The following is a 17,590-nucleotide window of genomic DNA, read 5'->3' as shown; positions in this document are numbered from 1 at the left end:
GGGTAGGGCGGGGCGTCGGCCGGTGGTGCTAACGGCCGGCGCTCCGCAGCAGGTCCGCACGCATCGGCACGACGTACTCGCCGGGCGTGAAGCGTTCTCGCAGGCCGGCCTCGAGTTGGGCGAACCGCTCCGCTCGGCTCGGGTCGGCCGCGAGGATGCGGTCGCGCAGCGCCTCGAAGGAACCGATCGTGAGCGTGACCTCGTACTCGACGGTCTCGACGCGGTCGAAGCCCTCTTGCTCCGCGATTGCCCGCTGCGCGTTGGCGCGCACCTCGGTCTCGTCGTCGACCGGGCGCAGCAGTTCGAAGAACTCGCCCTCCGGGAGCGGCTCGGCGATCCAGACGTGCTCGCGGACGACGCGTTTGAGCTCCGGGAACGCCGTTCTCGGGTCGGGAACGTGGTGCAGGCTGAGCATCAGCGTCGCGACGTCGACCGACTGGTCTGCGAGCGGGAGGGCCTGCGCGCCGCCGAGCTCGTAGCGGTGGTCGGGGTCTTTCTCGCGGGCGCGAGCGACCGCGTCCTCGGTGACCTCGATGCCGAGTGCGTCGGCTCCGGCGCTCGCGAGCGCGCGCACGAACGCTCCGTCCCCGCACCCGATGTCGACGACGACCTTTCCGCGCACGTCGATCGCGCTCGCCAGCTGCTCGAAGTCGCTCATGCCGTGGAATGTAGGCTGATGGCGATGCCCGAGTGGAAGGACGTCGTCGAGATCGGCTCGCGCTTCCCGGGCGTCGAGGAAGGGACGTCCTACGGGACGCCGTCGATGAAGGTCCGCGGCAAGTTCATGTGCCGCCTGCGGACCAACCCCGACGCGTTGGTGGTACGCGTGATCGACCTCGCCGACCGTGACGCGCTGTTGAAGGGCGAGCCGGACGTCTTCTTCATCACGCCCCACTACGACGGGTACCCGGCGGTGCTCGTCCGGCTGGAGGCGGTGGGGCTGGAGCAGCTGGCCGAGCTGATCGAGGACGCGTGGCGCATCCAGGCCTCCAAGCGGGCGATCGCGGCCTTCGACGCGGGTGGGTGAGGCGACGCTGCGGGCGCGCGGCCAGTGGCTGCACGCGCCCGGGGGCGACGTCCTGCGTCATCTGCTCGCGGTGCAGGCGCAGGACGTGCGGACACCGGCTTTGGCCTTGGGGGTTCGCGGCGGCGCGCCGGACGCTTCGATGCGGATCACTTGGCTGATGCGGCAGACGCTGCACCTCGTGCACGCTTCCGATCTGGAATGGCTGCACCCGCTGTTCGCCCCGCGGATGCAGGCGACGAACGTGCGTCGGTTGCGGCAGCTGGGGGTGAGCGAGGCCGATGCCGACCGGGCGGTCTCGCTGATCGCTTCGCGGGTCCCGGCGACGCGGGCGGAGCTGGCTTCGCACCTGGCGGCGCACGACATCCCGGTGGGCGGGCAGGCGATCGTGCACCTGCTCGCCCGCGCGGCGATGCGCGGCGTCGTCGCCCTGACGCCGGACCGCGTCTTCGTCGCACTCTCGCTACCGCGCCCCGGCTCGCGGGAGGCGGCGTTGGACGAGCTGGCCCGCCGCTACGGCGCCTGTCACGCCGGCGCCACCCGCGACGACCTCGCCTACTGGTCCGGCCTGCCCAAGCGCGACTGCCGCGAGCCGGGCCCGTGCTCCGTCGAGGACGGGCCGGTCCCGCGCGTTGCGTTGCCCGCCTTCGACGAGCTGCTGCTGGGCTGGCGGGACCGCTCGCCCACGGTCCCACCCTCCCTCGCCCGGACCGTGCACCCGGGCGGCGGCATCATCCGCGCCGTCACCCTCATCGACGGCGTCGCAACCTAAAGGGACTGTCCCTTTATCTTCGGCCCGTGCGGAGGAGCCGTGATGGCGGTGCGGAGCGAACCTAAAGGGACTGTCCCTTTAGGTTGTGGCCTCGCGGAGGCGGACGCGGGTGTGGAGGCGGGTGAGCGGGCGTGGCGACCACCAGTTCCAGCGACCGAGCAGGCCCATCAGGGACGGGACGAGCAGTGCGCGGACGATGAAGGCGTCGATCAGGACGCCCGCCGCGGTGGCGACGCCGATCTGCTGGATGAAGGAGATCGAGGACGTGATGAAGGCGCCGATCGCGACCGCGAGCAGGATCGCGGCGGCGGTGACGACCGCGCCGGTGCGCTCGACGCCGACGGCGACCGCCTCGCGGTCGGTGAGTCCTCCTTCACGCGCTTCCTTGATCCGGCCGAGCAGGAACACGCCGTAGTCGGTCGACAGCGCGAAGACGAGCGCCGCGGCGACGAGGAAGTCCGTCGGCTCGACACCGCCGTTGCCGGTGTAGCCGAGCAGGCCCTCGAAGCGCCCGTCCTGGAAGACGAGCGTGAGGATGCCGAGCGAGGCCCCGACGGTCAGCGCGTTCATGATGATCGCCTTGATCGGCAGCACGATCGAGCCGGTCATCAGCCACAGCACGAGCATCGTCAGGCCGACGAGCAGGCCGATGGCGAGGGGGAGATTGGAGCCGATCGCCGCCTGCTGGTCGACGAAGTCCGCCGCCGCGCCGCCGATCAGCGTCGGGTACGGCGCTCGGACGTCACGCAGGTCGCCCACGAGGTCGCGGGCCGCCGGGCCGACCGGCTCGCCCTCCGCCAGCACGTCGATCTGCCACGTCGTGGCGTTCAGCGCGCGCGGCTCTGAGACGGCGCGCACGCCCGGGCGGGTCTCGAGGGTGGCGGCGTAGCGCTCCACTCCGGCGCGCTCGGACTGCGGCGCGGTGAGCACGACGGCGAGCGGGCTCGAGCCCTGGCCGCCGGGGAAGTCGCGGTCGACGGTGTCGGCGACGGTGCGCGCGCTCTGGCCCTTGGGGATGACGGTCGAGTCCACCGGCGTCCACACGGCGCGCAGCGAGGGGAGGGCGATGACGACCATCAGCGCGCCGGTGGCGAGCGCGATCGGCAGCGGGCGGCGCATCACGCCGTGCGCGAGCCGGTACCAGCCGCCCTGGCGCCCGCGCGGCTTGACGGAGAGCTTCGTGCCCCAGATCGCGAACGTCGCCGGCGTGATCACGAGCGCGGCGGCGCCGGCGACGATCGACACGGCGGCACCCGCGACACCCATCGACTTCAGGAAGCCGAGCGGGAACACCGTCAGCGTGATCATCGCCAGCGCCACGGTCACGGCGCTGAAGGCGACGGTCCGGCCCGCCGTTCGCATCGTCGTCCGGACCGCGTCCGGGTTGTCCTTGGCGAGCTCCTCGCGGAAGCGGGTCACGAGGAAGAGCGAGTAGTCGATCGCCAGGCCGAGCCCGAGGCCGATCACGAGGTTCAGCGCGAAGATCGAGAGGTGGTAGGCCTGATTGACCGCCGTGAGGACGAGGAACGTGCCGAGCACGGTGGTGATCCCGACGACGAGCGGGAGCACCGTGGCGCGGCCGCGGAAGAAGAGCAGCGAGAGCAGCAGCAGGATCGGGAAGGCGAGCATCTCGGCGCGGCCGAGGTCGGCGGAGACGGACTCGCCGATCTGGTGCTGCGCGAACAGCGAGCCGCCGAGGAGGACGTCGCCGTTCTCCGGGAAGCGCTCTTGGAGGCCGTTGACCACGGTGTCGTCGTCGGCGTCAGCCGTGAGCGTCGCGAGCAGGTAGGCCGAGCGGCCGTCGCGGCTCAGCGTGGGCTCCTTGGCGACCGCTGCGATGCCGGGTTGCGCGGCGAGTTGCTCGCGTACTGCCGCCGCGCGCTGCGGCGTGTCCATCAGCGCGACGACGCCCGGCGTGGCGGCGGTGCCGGTCGCCTGCTCGATCTTCGCCTCCGCTCGAGCGGAGCCCGAGGACGTCGCGGCGAATCCGCCGTCGGTCTGCAACGACCCGGCGACCGGGCCTCCGACGACCCCGGCGACGATCACGAACAGGACCACGAACAGCAGCGTGCGCTTCGGGCGGGCGGTCAACATTCCCAGAAGTGAACATCAGTACATGTACAGCTGTCAAGTCAGCGCTAACCTCTCGGTGACATGTCCGCCGCGTCGAGCCGTCCACGCAATCCCCGAGGTGAGGGCAACCGCCTGCGTGAGCAGTTGCTGGCGGCGACCGCGGAGGTCCTCAACGAGGTGGGTGACGCGAGCCGCGTGTCCGTGCGGGCGATCGCCGCGCGCGCCGGCGTCTCACCCACCGCTCTGTATCTGCAGTTCCCCGACCGCGACTCGCTCGTCGACGCGGCCGTGGACGCGGGCTTTGAGACCTTCAACGCCGAGCTGACGGCCGCCGCCGCGGTCTCCGGCACACCCGACGAGCGGTTGATGGCGATGGGTCTCGCCTACCTCGCGTTCTCCGAGCACAAGCCCGCGCTCTACGCGATCCTCTTCTCCGCGCGCCGCCCGGTCGTCGACAAGCACGTGCACGGCCACCGCGACCAGGCCTTCGACGGCGTCGTCGCCCTGCTGCAGGCGCGCACACCGACGCTCTCCAGCGAGGCGGCGAACGAGCTCGCCATCCTCGTCTGGACCAGCCTGCACGGCTACGCGATGCTCCGCACGGTACGCCCCCACATGCCCTGGCCGGACCCGGACGTGTTCCTCCGCCACCTCCTCACGGTCTCCGCGCCGAATTGACGCACTTCCGGCACACACTCGTCACGAACGCGTCTTGTTCGGTTGCAGGCGGTCGGGCGATCCTGCCGCCATGGAGATCGAGTGCAAGGTTGATCGGCTAGAGCCCGACAAAGTTGACGCTCGTTGCGCGTGGCTGGCCGCGCGGCAATGGAGCGTGCTCGACGTCGCCGACCTGCGCGCCTGCGGCATGTCGGCGGATGCGATCTCATGGCGGGTGGCGCATGGCCGCCTCTTCGCGATCTTCCGGGGCGTCTACGGCGTCATCCGAACCTCACGCTCGAAGGCGTGTTCCTGGCGGCCGTCAGGGCGTGCGGGCCCAGCGCGGTGCTCTCGCACTTCTCGGCCGCGGTGCTGTACGGCTGGTTCGACTGGGACGACCGCTTCCCGGAGGTCACCGCGAACCATCCGCGCGGGCACGCGGGCATCTACACGCACCGCTCACAGTCGATCGAGCGCACGGAGTTCAAGGGCATTCCGGTCACGCCGCCGGCCCGAACGCTGATCGACCTCGCGGGCAAGCTGCCCTACGCAGGGCTGCGCCGAGCGGTCAACGAGGCGCTCAACCGCGGGCAGGTGAAGGTCAGCGAGCTCGTGACGCGCGGGCATCGCGGCGCGGCCAAGCTGCGCAAGATCCTCGCCACCGCCGCGCCCACCCGCAACGAGTACGAGGACATCGTGCTCGCCGTGCTGCACCAGGGCGGCCTCCCGAAGCCCGACGTCAACGTCCGCCGCGGCCGCCACATCCCCGACTTCCGCTGGCCGGAGCACCGCGTGATCCTCGAGGCCGACAGCCGGAAGTACCACGGTCACCTCCTCGCGCGGGCCGACGACGCCGCGCGCCAAGCGGTGTTGGAAGCGCAGGGCGAGATCGTGCTACGGACGACGTGGCGCGAGGTCGTCACGCGGCCGGCGGTCGTCGTCGCCCGCGTGCGCGCCGCGCTGATCGAGAGCAAGGTTCGTCGGGCAGAGCCCGAACAAGTTGACGTTCGCCGCGCGGCTTAGCGCTTGAAGGGGTTGTTGCTCTTCTTCTTGCCGCGCCGCTTGAGCCTGCGCACGACGACCTTGCGCTTGGGCTTCTTCTTGTGCTGGTTGCTGTAGGCGATGCTGCCGCCGGCGGCACCCGCGGACAGGGCGGCGACGATCGCCGCGAGCAGGCCCGGGTTGGCCTTGAGCTTGGCGAACTCGCGCTCGACCTCCGGCCACACCTGGTTCTCGATCAGGTCGGCGGCGGCCTCGGGCGTGGCCTCGAGTTGCGACGGTTGGATGGCCGGGGCGAAGGAGACCTGGACCTTGACCGGGCGGGGGAACCAGCCGTTGAAGAGGCGGTCGGTGCCGGTGATCGCGCACGGGACGATCGGCGCCTGCGCCTCGATCGCGAGCCGCCCGGCGCCCTTGCGCGGCGCGCGCAGCTGCTCGGGGTCGCGGTGGCGGGTGCCTTCGGGGAAGAGCGCGAGCACGCGGCCCTTGTCGAGATGCAGACGGGCGGTCTCGAGCGCGTCGGGGTCGGCTTCTCCGCGGCGGACCGGGAAGGCGCCGAGGCCGCTCAAGAGCCGCGCGGAGCGGCCCTCGAAGAGCTCCGTCTTGGCCATGAAGTGCAGGTGGCGGCGCGTGGCGAGGCCGATGAAGAACGAGTCGTAGAAGCTCTTGTGGTTCGGCGCGATGATCGCGGGTCCGTCCTTGGGGACGTACTCCGCACCCGTCACCTTGAAGCGGTACCAGACGCCGGCGATCGGCGAGAGCACCACCCGTGCGGTGCCATAGATCAGTCGCGACGTCCCGCGCTTGCGGGACAGTTCGTGGGCTTCCTCGTTGGTCATGGCCATGAGCGCGTGAAACTACACGGTATGAACCGCGGCATCGAGGTCCGTGAACTCACCGTTCGCCGCGGTGATCGGGCCGTCCTGCGCGACCTCTCCTTCGACGCTCCGCGGGGCAAGGTGCTCGCGCTCGTCGGCGCTTCCGGCGCGGGGAAGAGCACGCTCCTGCGCTGCCTGAACCGGCTCGCCGAACCCGCCGCGGGGACGGTCGCGCTCGACGGGGAGGACATCCGCGCGGTCGCGCCCCAGGTACTGCGGCGGCGGGTCGCGCTGGTGGCGCAGGCGCCGGTGATGCTGCCGGGGACGGTCGCCGACAACCTCGCCTACGCCCTCGACGCGCTCGACGATGAAGTCCGCGACGCGGCGCTGGCCGCCGCCGGCCTCGACCGCTCGTTCCTGCCGCGGACCGCACGTGCGCTGAGCGGCGGGGAGCGCGCCCGCGTCGCGCTCGCGCGGGCGTTGACCCGCGATCCCGACGCGATCCTCCTCGACGAACCCACCGCTGCGCTGGATCCGGAGACCGCGGAAGTGATCGCGCAGACGGTCGCGGCCCTGGCGAACCGCGACCTGGCGGTGATCGTCGCCACCCACGACATGGCCCTCGCCGAATCGGTCGCCGACGCGACGCTGCGTCTCGTGGGTGCGGCGGCGGGCGCCGCGTGAGTTCCGGGGTCCTTCAGGTCGCGAGCGGCGTCGCGTTCGTCGCGTTCGCCGCGCTGCTCGCCCACCGGCTCAAGCTCGGATTGAGCCGGGAGATCCTTATCGCGGCGGCGCGGGCGATCGTGCAGCTCGCGGCGGTCGGCGCGCTGATCGCGCTCGTGTTCCGGGTCGACGTCCTCGCGATCGCCTTCGTCGCCGGCATGGTGGCCACGGCGGCGATCACCAGCGGCGGGCGGATCAAGTCCGTCCCCAACGCGCGGGCGCGGGCGATCGCCGCGATCGGGGTGCCCGCCGTCGGCGCGGCCGGGATCCTGATCGCGGTCGGGGCGTTCGAACCCACGCCCCGCGCGGCCATCCCCACCGCCGGCATCCTGATCGGTGGCGCGATGACCGCGACGACGCTCACCGGCCGCCGCCTGCTCGAAGGCCTGAGCGCCGACGAGGAGGAGATCGAAGCGCGGCTCTCGCTCGGCGACCGGATTCGTGAGGCACTCGCGCCGACCGTCCGCCAGGCGATCAAGACCGGCCTGGTGCCGGCCATCGACCAGACCCGCAACGTCGGGATCGTGACGCTGCCGGGCACGTTCGTCGGCCTCGTCCTCGGCGGCGCCTCACCCGCCGAGGCCGCCCGCGTCCAGCTGACCGTCCTGCTCACGCTGCTCGCGGTCGAGCTGCTCTCCGCCACGGTGATCGCCGAGCTGATCGTCCGCACCCGCATCGCCCCGGGCGAGCGGCTGCGCGAAGATGTCGCCGATGTTCGACGGTGACTTCGAGCGCGACGCCGCCCGCCTGAGCGAGCGGCTGGACGGGTTCGCCGACGACCCGCACGGCCTCAGGGACGCCTTCCTGGAGCGCCACGTCCACACGCTCTACGCGCAACTGACGGACGACGGCAAGGACGGGCTGCGAGCCGACGACCTCGTCTACGCAGCCGCCGACCGCGTCCCGGGGCTGACCCCGAGCCGCGACCAGGTCGAGCGCGAGCGCGAGCGCTTCCAGAAGGACAAGGAGGGCTACGAGATCGCGCAGGGGCAACTGCTCGGCCACGTCCTCGCCAACCCCGACGCCGGCACCCACCTGATCGACGTGATGCTGCGCCCGACGCAGCTCGCGCTCGACCACCAGGACGACTACCAGAAGACGGGCTACGCGAACCTCGGCACGGCCAGCGTCACACGACGGGGCAACGTCGGCACCGTCGAGCTCTCAAACCCCCGCTACCTCAACGCCGAGGACGACACGACGACCGGCCCGCTGGAGGCCGCGATCGACCTCGTCCTGCTCGACCCGCAGGTCGAGATCGCCGTGCTGAGAGGCGGCATCGTCGAGCACCCCCGCTACGCCGGCCGCCGCATCTTCGGCGCCGGCCTGAACCTCACCCACCTCTACCGCGGCCAGATCTCCTACCTGTTCTTCCCGATGCGAGACCTCGGCCTCGTCCACAAGATCTACCGCGGCCTCAGCCGACCGGAGACCGAGAAGCTGTGGATCGCCGCGGCGGAGACGTTCGCGATCGGCGGCGGCTGCCAGCTGCTGCTGGTCGCCGATCACATCCTCGCCGAGGAGAACACCCGCTGCACGCTGCCCGCAAGAAACGAGGGCATCATCCCCGGCGCGGCGAACCTGCGGCTCCCGCGCTTCGTGGGTGATCGCCGCGCGCGCCAGGCGATCCTCTCCGACCGCGAGCTCGCGCCCGAGGAGCTCGCCGACGACATCGTCGCGCCCGGCGAGATGGACGCGTACATCGAGCGCACGGCCACCCACTTGGCCAGCGCCGGGGCCGTCAGCGGCGTCGCCAACCGCCGGGCGCTGCGCATCGGTCAGGAACCGTTGAGTACCTTCCGCGAATACATGGCGACGTACTCACGCGAGCAGGCCGTGTGTCACTTCAGCCCCGCGCTGATCCGCAACCTCGAGGAGAACTGGCGCGCCCATGAGCGTCAGGATTGAGCACGCGCCGCGCACCGTCCTCGAGACGCTCCAGCTCGAGCGGCTGCAGCAGGTCGTCGCCCGCCTCAAGCGCACCGAACGCGGCGCGGACCTGCCGGACATCGAGTCGCTGGACGACCTGCAGAACGTCCCGTTCACCACCAAGGACGATCTCCGCGCGGGCTACCCGCTCGGCCTCATAACCGTCCCGCGTGAGCAGCTGCGGCGCATCCACGCGTCCTCCGGCACCGGCGGCGTCCCCACCGTCGTCGCCTACACCGAGCACGACCTCGATGTCTGGTCGAAGGTCATGTCCCGCTGCATGGCGATGGCCGGCGTGAAGGCCGGGATGATCGTGCACAACGCCTACGGCTACGGGCTCTTCACCGGCGGGCTCGGCTTCCACCAGGGCGCGGAGCGCCTCGGAGCGCTCGTCATCCCGGTCTCCGGCGGCGTCACCGCGCGCCAGGCGACGCTCCTCAGGGACCTCCAGGGCCAAGTGCTCTGCTGTACCCCGTCCTACGCGCTCCACATCGCTCAAGGTCTACGTGAGGCCGGTATCGACCGGCAAGACCTCAAGCTGGAAATCGGCATGTTCGGCGCCGAGCCGTGGACGGAGGGGATGCGCGAGCGCCTGCAGGACGAGCTCGGCCTGATCGCCCTCAACGTCTACGGCCTGTCGGAGATCGTCGGACCCGGAGTCTCCGCCGAATGCCCGGAAGCCCGCGACGGCCTGCACGTGCAGGAGGACCACTTCCTCGTCGAGGTCATCGACCCCGCGACCGGCCGTCGAGCCGCCGACGGCACCGACGGCGAGCTCGTCTTCACGACCCTGACCAAGGAAGCGCTGCCGCTCATCCGCTACCGCACGGGGGACATCGCGAGCCTCACCCACGAGCGCTGCGCCTGCGGGCGCACGTTCGCCCGCATGAGCGCGGTCCGCGGCCGCCGCGACGACATGCTGATCATCCGCGGGGTCAACCTCTACCCGAGCCAGATCGAGCACGTCCTGCTCGGCCAGGCGGGCGTCGCCCCGCACTACCAGCTCGTCGTCGAGCGTCCTGAGACCCTCGACGAGGTCACCGTGTGCTGCGAGCCACTCGAGGCCGGCGTCAACCCGATCGCACTCGCCACCAAGATCGAACAGGCGATCCGGGAGCGGATCGGCGTCAGCGTGACCGTCCACGTGAAGGCGCCCGGCGAGATCCCGCGCAGCGAGGGCAAAGCCGTCCGCGTGATCGACAGACGCTAGAGCTCGACCTCCGGCTCTTCCGCTCGCGGGCGTTCAGCGGCGCCGCGTTCGTCCCGGTGATCAGCGCGGCCTACCACGGGCTCGAGCGCGAGGCGATCCCGCGCGCCACCGTCGGCGTGCGGATCTTCCAGCAGGTCGGCGGCTCGCTCGGCACGGCGTTCGCCTGGACGCTGGGTCTAACCGCGTTCGCAATCTTCCCCGCGCTCCTGCTTCCCCGGGCGCGAGGACGCTACGTGAACGGTTCGAGCTCGGGGCGCTTGGCCACACGCCCGTCGCCCGAGGAGCGCCCGCGCAGGCGGCGGATCACCCACGGCGTGAAGTAGCGCCCGAACCACACGACGTGCGAGACCGACGAGCGCCGGCCCAGCGGGGAGGGGAATCCGGCCGCCCACGAGAGATCGGTGTCCGGGAGCCCCATCGCGTGCGCGACGGCCAGCGCGATCCGGCGGTGACCCTCAGGGTTGGCGTGCAGCCGGTCCTCGTTCCAGAGCCGGCGATCGGAGGAGACCGGGTGCACGTCGAGCTCCACGATGAACGTCCCGCGCCGCTGGGAGATCTCGCGGATCGCGTCGTTGAGCTGGGCGATCGCGCCCGCCGCGGTCTTGGCGAGCGGGTTGATCGGCACGGGGTCGGGCAGCGTGAACAGGATCACGTCTGCCCCGGCCTCGCGCAGACGGGAGACCATCCCGTCGATCTCGGCAGCCACACCCGCGACGTCGACGTTGCGGCGCAGCATGTCGTTGAGCCCGGCGAGCAGCGACACGAGGTCGGGCTCCAGGGCGAGGGCGTCGTCGAGCTGCGTCTCGCGGATCTGGCGGGCGAGCTTCCCGCGCACGGCGAGGTTGGCGTAGCGCAGCTCCGGGTCGATGGCGGCGAGGATCTCGGCCAGGCGATCGGCCCAGCCGCGGAACCCGCTCCCGTCGGGCAGCGGGTCCATCAAACCCTCGGTGGTGCTGTCTCCGAGAGCGACGAATCGCCGGTAGCGCATACCTGCAACGCTACCGAGGCGGCTGAGCGGTGAACCGTGAAACTGTTCACACGGGGAGGGTCACGCGGCGCACTCTGCTCGCCGCGACCGCCGCGCTGCTCGCGGGTGCGGACCTCGCCGAGGCGCGCCGCCTGACGCCGAAGCAGGTCCGCGCGCTCAAGGCCGCCGTCCGCGGCCGGGTGCTCACGCCGAGCAGCGCCGGCTACGACGCCGCCCGCGTGGTCTTCAACCGCCGCTACGACGGCGTCAAGCCACCCGCCGTCGTGCAGGTCAAGGACGCCGCGGACGTCCGCGCCGTGGTCGAGTGGGCGAACCGTTTCGAGATCCCGCTCGTCAGCCGCTCCGGCGGCCACGGCTACAACGGCGACTCGACGAGCGCCACCGCCGTGGTCGTCGACCTGAACGCGCTGAACCGCATCTCCTACCGCGACGGGACCGCCACGCTCGGGCCCGGCGCCCGCACCCTCGCCGTCTACACCGCGCTCGCGCGCCACGGCGCGATGATCCCCGCCGGGAGTTGCCCGACCGTCGGGGTCGGCGGCCTGGTCCTCGGCGGTGGGATGGGGCTCGCCGGCCGCGCCTACGGCCTGACGCTCGATCGCGTCACGAGCTTCGACGCCGTCACCGCGGACGGCAAGCGCCGGCGGGTCGACGACGGCGACGCGCTCTTCTGGGCGCTGCGCGGCGGCGGCGGGAGCTTCGCGATCGTCACCGCGATCCGCGTGAAGACGCCCCACGTCACCCACGCCGCGTTCTTCAGCATCAGCTACCCGCGAGCCGCGCGAGAGGAGGCACTCGCGGCGTGGGATGCGCTCGCCCCGCACGCACCCCGGGCGCTGACTGCGATCCTGACGCTCGACTCAGGCGGCGCCAGCGCCTTCGGCCAGTACCTGGGCTCAGAGCCCGCGCTGCGCGCGTTGATCAGGCCGCTCGGCGGGACCCCCGTCGTCGGGAGCGCCGACTACCTGACGGTGCAGAAGCGCTGGGTGGGAGCCAAGCCTGCGCGCACCACCTTCGCCGCCTCCTCGCTCTACGTGCGCAAGCCGCTCACCCACGCCGCCCGCACGGCGTTCCTCGGCGCGGCCGACACCGGCGCGGCGCTGATCCTCGACGCCTACGGCGGGGCGATCAACCGCCCACACCGCGCCGACACCGCGTTCCCGCACCGCGACGAGCGCTTCAGCGTCCAGGTGCTGTCCTACGCGCCGATCATGGTCGCGAAGGCGCGCGTCAGGCACGCACGCAGGCTGATCGCCCCGTACGGCAGCGGCGCCTACGCCAACTACGCCGACCCCGATCTCACCAACGCGCTGCGCGCCTACTACGGCGCGAACCTGCCCCGGCTGCGCCGGATCAAGCACGAGCTCGACCCGGCGAACCGGTTTCGCCCCGCGCAGGGGATCAGGTGATGGTGATCGGCGTCCCGACCTCGACGAGCTTGTCGAGCTTGAGGATGTCCGCGTTCTTCATACGCACGCACCCGTGCGAGATCTTGCCCGGGATCAGGTTCGGCAGGCTGGTGCCGTGGATGCCGACGATCCCGCCGCCCGGCCAGTCGGTGAGGGTGTCCGACGTGGCGCTGGTCACGAACGCGATCGGCCCGTAGAACGGGTCGCCGAAGTTCGTCAGCTTCGCGCGGATGTAGAACTGGCCCTTCGGTGTGGGCCACTGGGACTGGCCGACGCCGACACTGGCGCTGAAGACCTTCTTGCCGCCCTTGATCACCGTGACCTTGTAGGTCTTGGTCGACACCTTGATCCAGCTGTCGACCGGCTGCAGCTCGCTCAGCGCGTTCTCCTGGACCCACCCGGTCGTGCCGTTCGGGCGGATCGGGAGCCGCACCTTCAGCCACACGCGGTCCTTGGCGTCGGTCGTGCGGGCGAGGACGAGCACGAGGTCGTCGGTGCCCTCACCGGTCTTGAGCTTGAGCTTGCCGACCGTCTTGGCGGTGGTCTTCGGGTCCTTCTTGGCGGGCACGGCCTTCTCGACGTACGCGAAGTACGACTCCTTGCCCAGCTTCTGGAGGTTCTCGATCGTGGCCGCACGCGACGGCGCCGCCGCGATCAGAGAGATCGCGACGGCGCCGAGTACTGCGAAATGCTTCTTCAGCACGTCAGCCTGTGACCCGTGGCTTCTTCTGCGCCACGACCTTTCGGGCTGCCTTCACGGACAGGCTCTCGGTATCCGAGCACTCCGCGGCCGTGACCTTGGCCGTGCCGGACTTGGTCGGGCGCACGCGGAAGGTCGCGAGCCCGGTCTTGTCGGTCTTCGCCGTGTACTTCTTGCCGCCTGGCAGCGTGAGCGTCACCTTCGAGCCCGCGTCGACGTTGCGGACGCGCACCCGGATCGTGTTCAGCTGGCCGGCGCGCACCGTCGTGCTGTTGACCCGCGCCATGGTGCACGGCGCCTGGTTGACGGCGACGGGCTTGACCGCGCCCTGCGGCACCGGTGCCGCGAGCGGCGGCGCGGTGAGCACGACGCTGAACGGTGCCTGGTCGCAGACCTTGTCGGTCTTGCCGTTGAGGATGAGCTCAGCGCAAGAGGTCACGACGTTGTCGTACTGGCCCGCGACCGGATGGTTCATCGTGCAGGTGTAGACCCAGGTCTCGTTCGCGTCGAGGCGATGATCGCCGTTGGCGTCACCGCCCGCGGCCGGGCCCGTCACGTTCGGGCAGAGGCTGTCGGACACGGTGACGTTGTCCAGCGGCAACGGCGGGACGCTGACGTTCTTGACCGTGAACGTGTAGGTCACGTCCTGCGGCGCCACGCCATTGACGATCGAGCCGGTCTTGGTCACGTCGATGCCCGGTTTGACGATCACCGTGGTGCCGAGCGTCTTTGAGTCGTCCGCCGTGTGGTCGACCACAGCGTCATGAAGGACGCCGCTGGCGGCCACGCGCACGACGGCGTCGGTCACGCCGAGCGTCACATTGATCGGCGTCGTCACCCGCCCCACCTGGCGTTCGGCGGTGTTGCTGAGCAGGTCCAGGCCCTGCGCGATCGTCATCGGGTTCCCCGTCGGCTTGCCGTCGGCCCCGGGGAGTTGCAGCGTGATCGTCGCGTTGGTGATGTCACAGGCTGTGGGACCAGGATTCCCAGCGAAGATCGTATATGTGACGGTTTCGCCGATGCGAACGACCGGGCGATCGCGCGAAATCCTCAGGGTCGGGCTATTGGAATCGCAATTCGGCGGATTCTGATGGGCTTGGGCAACGCTCGGACTGAGCGCCACCGCCATCAGAACGACTACCAGCAATTGACCTGCGCGTCGGGACATTTCCCCCCCACCGTTTACTGTGCGGCCGAGAAGCTATACGGAGGTAGGGGTCGCTTTACAGACGGTGTCTGACCGCGGTCACACCAGTTAACGGCGCAACGCCGTCCCGTGCGATGCACCAGAACGATCCCCAGCACTAGCTGCAAGCAGGTTTTCGTGGCGAAATGTCGCCGTGCTGACCTAAGCGTGCTCCATCGGCACGACGGGATCCGCCTTGCACTCTCCCACAGAACCGTCGTGGGCGGCCATCGGGCTCCCCCGGCAGGGTGAGGGAGCACGCGTCGAGGGTGGCGGAAATGTCTCCGCCCCAGTAGGTCACCGAGCAGGCCGGAACGCTGGGCCAGATGGGCGGGCCGGTACCGTCATGGCCCATGAGTGATCCTGAGGACCGGGATTGGGGGATGCGCACCCGCGCGATCCACGCCGGCGCGCGCCCTGACCCGACCACGGGTGCGCGCGCGGTACCGATCTACCAGACGACCTCGTTCGTGTTCGAGAACACCGAGGATGCGGCCGATCTGTTCGCGCTGCAGAAGTACGGGAACATCTACTCGCGCCTCGGCAACCCGACCGTCGCCGCGTTCGAGGAGCGCGTCGCGAGCCTGGAGGGCGGGATCGGCGCCGTCGCGACCGGCTCCGGCCAGGCGGCGGAGACCCTGCTGTTCACGCAGCTGTGCGAGGCCGGCGATCACATCGTCGCCTCCAGCGCGCTCTACGGCGGCACCTACACGCTGCTGAACGTGACGTTGCGCCGGCTCGGCATCGAGACGACGTTCGTCGCGCCCGACGATCCCGCCGCGTTCGCGGCCGCGATCCAGCCCGGCAGGACCAAGCTCGTCTACACCGAGATCGTCGCCAACCCGGCCGGCACGGTGGCCGACCTCGAGGCACTCGCGCAGGTCGCGCACGCCGCCGGCGTGCCGCTGGCGGTCGACTCGACGCTCGCCTCCCCGTACCTGTGCCGCCCGATGGACTTCGGCGCCGACATCGTCGTGCACTCCGCCACCAAGTACCTGGGCGGCCACGGCACCTCGATCGCCGGCGCGGTGGTCGACAGCGGCCGGTTCCCGTGGGACAACGGCAACTTCCCGGTGATGACCGAGCCGGTCGCGACCTACGGCAACCTGCGCTTCTGGGACAACTTCGGCGAGTACGGCTTCGCCACCAAGCTGCGCGTCGAAGGCCTGCGCAACCTCGGCGGCGTCCTCTCGCCGTTCAACGCGTTCCTGATCCTGCAGGGGATGGAGACGCTGCCGCTGCGGATGGAGGCGCACGTCGCCAACGCGCAGCGGGTCGCCGAGTGGCTCGACGCGGACCCGCGGGTGAGCTGGGTGCGCTTCGCCGGCCTCCCGGACGACCCCAACTACGCGCTGGGGCAGAAGTACCTCCCGAAGGGCCCCGGCGCGGTCTTCTCGTTCGGCTGCAAGGGCGGGCGCGAGGCGGGCGAGGCGTTCATCGGCCGCGTCGAGCTGTGCTCGCACCTCGCCAACGTGGGTGACACGCGCACGCTCGTGATCCACCCCGGCTCGACGACGCACCGCCAGCTGTCCACCGAGGCGCTGGAGGCGGCCGGCGTGCTGCCCGAGCTCGTGCGCATCAGCGTCGGCATCGAGGACGTCGACGACATCCTCTACGACCTCGACAAGGCACTCGGATGAGTACTTGGGAACCGCCGGGCGCGACCGCGCGCCGCAACATCCTGCGCCGCGCGAAGACGATCGCCGTCGTCGGCGCGTCGGCCAATCCGGCGCGCGCGAGCAACTTCGTGCTCACCTACCTGCTCTCGTCCAGCGCCGACTACGAGGTCTGGCCGGTCACGCCCAACGAGACCGAGATCCTCGGCGTCAAGGCGTATCCGTCGCTCGCCGACCTGCCGGGGGCGCCTGACATCGTGGACGTCTTCCGACGCGCCGATCAGCTCCCGGGCGTCGCGCGTGAGGCGGTCGACGTGGGCGCGGGAGCATTCTGGATGCAGCTCGGCCTGCACAGCGACGAGGCGGTCGAGATCGCGCACGGCGCCGGCCTCGACGTCGTCTCCAACCGCTGCGTCAAGATCGAGCACGCCCGCTTCCACGGCGGCCTGCACCTCGCGGGCTTCGACACCGGCGTCATCTCGTCGCGCCGCACCCGTGGCTGAAACGCTCACCCTCGATGAAGGGTTGACGTTCGAGAGCGGGGCGCACGTCGCGCCGCTCGAGATCGCGTACGCGACGTACGGCTCGCCGTCGGACCCCGTGGTCTACATCTCGCACGCACTGACCGGGGACGCGGACGCCGCGGACTGGTGGGGCACGCTGATCGGGCCGGGCAAGCCGATCGACACCGACCGGTTCTTCGTCGTCTGCGCGAACATCCTCGGCGGGTGCAAGGGGACGACCGGGCCGTCGTCGACGAACCCCGCCACCGGCGAGCGCTACGGGCTGGACTTCCCGCTCTTCACGATCCGCGACATGGTCACCGTCCACCGCGCGCTGCTGCGGGCGCTGGGCGTCTCGAAGCTGCACGCGGCGGTCGGCGGGTCGCTCGGCGGCATGCAGATCCTGCAGTGGTCGCTCGATCATCCGGACGAGATCGAGCGCGCCGTGCTGGTCTGCGCGACGGCGCGGCTGAGCGCGCAGAACATCGCGTTCTCGAAGGTCGCGCGCCACGCGATCCTCACCCACGACGCGATGGACGTCGCGCGGATGATGGCCCACATCACCTACGTCTCCGACGAGTCGCTGCGGCGCAAGTTCGACCGCGAGCGCAAGGTGCCGGACGCGACGATGACGCTCACCTCGGACTTCCAGGTCGAGCACTACCTCGACTACCAGGCGAAGATCTTCCTCGAGCGCTTCGACCCGCACTCCTACCTCTACCTGTCGCGGGTGATGGACTACTACGAGCCGTTCGCCGAGGAGGGCGTCACGGCACCGGCGACGCGGTTCCTGCTGGTCTCCTTCGACAGCGACTGGCGCTTCGGCACCGAGCACTCCGAATACATCGCCGCACAACTGAGTGCGATCGAGGCCGACGTCGTCCATCACGAGGTCGTCTCGCCCTGGGGCCACGACTCGTTCCTGATGGACGTGCCGGAGTATCACGCGCTAGTGCGCGATTTCCTCTAACGAAGTATCACGG

18 protein-coding genes and 1 pseudogene are annotated in these 17,590 nt (G+C 70.7%); 13 read left to right on the top strand and 6 right to left on the bottom strand.

Features of this window, described 5'->3' with window-relative positions; all coding sequences use genetic code 11:
• Positions 1-28 precede the first annotated feature (28 nt).
• Entirely contained in the window at positions 29-658 is a 630-nt protein-coding gene (locus OM076_RS10525) for a class I SAM-dependent methyltransferase (RefSeq protein WP_270039693.1), read from the bottom strand.
• A gap of 24 nt (positions 659-682) precedes the next feature.
• Here OM076_RS10525 and OM076_RS10520 point away from each other — a divergent pair, with 24 nt between their 5' ends.
• Positions 683-1,027, top strand: coding sequence for an MmcQ/YjbR family DNA-binding protein (locus tag OM076_RS10520; RefSeq protein WP_270039691.1), 345 nt, complete (start codon positions 683-685; stop codon positions 1,025-1,027).
• Complete coding sequence (locus tag OM076_RS10515) at positions 1,020-1,796, top strand: DNA glycosylase AlkZ-like family protein (RefSeq protein WP_270039690.1); 777 nt, start codon at positions 1,020-1,022, stop codon at positions 1,794-1,796. The genes OM076_RS10520 and OM076_RS10515 overlap by 8 nt, the downstream gene beginning before the upstream one ends.
• Before the next feature lie 78 nt (positions 1,797-1,874).
• Here the strand turns inward: OM076_RS10515 and OM076_RS10510 are convergent, their stop codons facing one another.
• Positions 1,875-3,890, bottom strand: a complete 2,016-nt coding sequence (locus OM076_RS10510; RefSeq protein ID WP_270039688.1) for an MMPL family transporter — start codon at positions 3,888-3,890, stop codon at positions 1,875-1,877.
• A 60-nt stretch (positions 3,891-3,950) separates the two neighbouring features.
• Between OM076_RS10510 and OM076_RS10505 the strand changes: the two genes are divergently transcribed.
• The 3 genes and pseudogenes from OM076_RS10505 to OM076_RS10500 all read left to right on the top strand — a co-directional run bounded on the left by OM076_RS10505 (position 3,951) and on the right by OM076_RS10500 (position 5,549).
• Complete coding sequence (locus OM076_RS10505; protein WP_270039686.1) at positions 3,951-4,547, top strand: TetR/AcrR family transcriptional regulator; 597 nt, start codon at positions 3,951-3,953, stop codon at positions 4,545-4,547.
• Positions 4,548-4,617: 70 nt separating this feature from the next.
• Positions 4,618-4,794 (top strand): annotated as a pseudogene (locus OM076_RS46815) (type IV toxin-antitoxin system AbiEi family antitoxin domain-containing protein); the annotation flags it as partial.
• A 38-nt stretch (positions 4,795-4,832) separates the two neighbouring features.
• Positions 4,833-5,549 (top strand): DUF559 domain-containing protein, encoded by a 717-nt coding sequence (locus OM076_RS10500; RefSeq protein ID WP_270039685.1) that lies wholly within the window; start codon positions 4,833-4,835, stop codon positions 5,547-5,549.
• Here OM076_RS10500 and OM076_RS10495 read toward each other — a convergent pair.
• Entirely contained in the window at positions 5,546-6,370 is an 825-nt protein-coding gene (locus tag OM076_RS10495; RefSeq protein WP_270039684.1) for a lysophospholipid acyltransferase family protein, read from the bottom strand. The genes OM076_RS10500 and OM076_RS10495 overlap by 4 nt on opposite strands.
• 21 nt (positions 6,371-6,391) lie before the next feature.
• Between OM076_RS10495 and OM076_RS10490 the strand changes: the two genes are divergently transcribed.
• The 4 genes from OM076_RS10490 to OM076_RS10475 are packed head-to-tail and all read left to right on the top strand — an operon-like array spanning position 6,392 to position 10,205.
• Positions 6,392-7,027 (top strand): ABC transporter ATP-binding protein, encoded by a 636-nt coding sequence (locus tag OM076_RS10490; RefSeq protein WP_270039683.1) that lies wholly within the window; start codon positions 6,392-6,394, stop codon positions 7,025-7,027.
• Entirely contained in the window at positions 7,024-7,791 is a 768-nt protein-coding gene (locus OM076_RS10485) for an ABC transporter permease (RefSeq protein ID WP_270039682.1), read from the top strand. The genes OM076_RS10490 and OM076_RS10485 overlap by 4 nt, the downstream gene beginning before the upstream one ends.
• On the top strand, positions 7,778-8,974 hold the full coding sequence (locus OM076_RS10480) for an enoyl-CoA hydratase/isomerase family protein (protein WP_270039681.1): 1,197 nt from the start codon (positions 7,778-7,780) through the stop codon (positions 8,972-8,974). Before OM076_RS10485 ends, OM076_RS10480 begins: the two co-directional genes overlap by 14 nt.
• Positions 8,958-10,205 carry a phenylacetate--CoA ligase family protein gene (locus OM076_RS10475; RefSeq protein WP_270039679.1) on the top strand — a complete coding sequence of 416 codons (1,248 nt, stop codon included), beginning with the start codon at positions 8,958-8,960 and terminating at the stop codon, positions 10,203-10,205. The genes OM076_RS10480 and OM076_RS10475 overlap by 17 nt, the downstream gene beginning before the upstream one ends.
• Positions 10,206-10,434: 229 nt before the next feature.
• Here OM076_RS10475 and OM076_RS10470 read toward each other — a convergent pair whose 3' ends face one another.
• A complete protein-coding gene (locus tag OM076_RS10470) occupies positions 10,435-11,193 on the bottom strand; it encodes an SGNH/GDSL hydrolase family protein (RefSeq protein WP_270039677.1) in 759 nt (252 codons plus the stop codon).
• A gap of 29 nt (positions 11,194-11,222) precedes the next feature.
• Between OM076_RS10470 and OM076_RS10465 the strand changes: the two genes are divergently transcribed.
• Positions 11,223-12,602: an FAD-binding oxidoreductase gene (locus OM076_RS10465; protein ID WP_270039676.1), complete on the top strand. Its 1,380-nt coding sequence runs from the start codon at positions 11,223-11,225 to the stop codon at positions 12,600-12,602.
• Here OM076_RS10465 and OM076_RS10460 read toward each other — a convergent pair.
• Complete coding sequence (locus tag OM076_RS10460) at positions 12,595-13,305, bottom strand: L,D-transpeptidase (RefSeq protein ID WP_270039674.1); 711 nt, start codon at positions 13,303-13,305, stop codon at positions 12,595-12,597. The two genes, OM076_RS10465 and OM076_RS10460, sit on opposite strands and share 8 nt — an antisense overlap.
• Position 13,306: 1 nt before the next feature.
• The gene (locus tag OM076_RS10455) at positions 13,307-14,200 is read right to left on the bottom strand and encodes a hypothetical protein (RefSeq protein ID WP_270039672.1); all 894 of its coding nucleotides are present in this window, start codon (positions 14,198-14,200) and stop codon (positions 13,307-13,309) included.
• A 641-nt stretch (positions 14,201-14,841) separates the two neighbouring features.
• Between OM076_RS10455 and OM076_RS10450 the strand changes: the two genes are divergently transcribed.
• Genes OM076_RS10450 through metX form a run of 3 tightly spaced genes read left to right on the top strand, consistent with a single transcriptional unit; the run spans position 14,842 to position 17,577 of the window.
• The gene (locus OM076_RS10450; protein ID WP_270039671.1) at positions 14,842-16,128 is read left to right on the top strand and encodes an O-acetylhomoserine aminocarboxypropyltransferase/cysteine synthase family protein; all 1,287 of its coding nucleotides are present in this window, start codon (positions 14,842-14,844) and stop codon (positions 16,126-16,128) included.
• Entirely contained in the window at positions 16,125-16,607 is a 483-nt protein-coding gene (locus tag OM076_RS10445; RefSeq protein WP_270039669.1) for a CoA-binding protein, read from the top strand. The genes OM076_RS10450 and OM076_RS10445 overlap by 4 nt, the downstream gene beginning before the upstream one ends.
• Complete coding sequence (gene metX / locus OM076_RS10440) at positions 16,600-17,577, top strand: homoserine O-acetyltransferase MetX (RefSeq protein ID WP_270039668.1); 978 nt, start codon at positions 16,600-16,602, stop codon at positions 17,575-17,577. The genes OM076_RS10445 and metX overlap by 8 nt, the downstream gene beginning before the upstream one ends.
• Positions 17,578-17,590: the final 13 nt, after the last annotated feature.

It is taken from the genome of Solirubrobacter ginsenosidimutans (genome assembly GCF_027587205.1).
The sequence above is the reverse complement of the archived record's forward strand: the minus strand, read 5'-3'. Positions and strand labels throughout refer to the sequence as shown.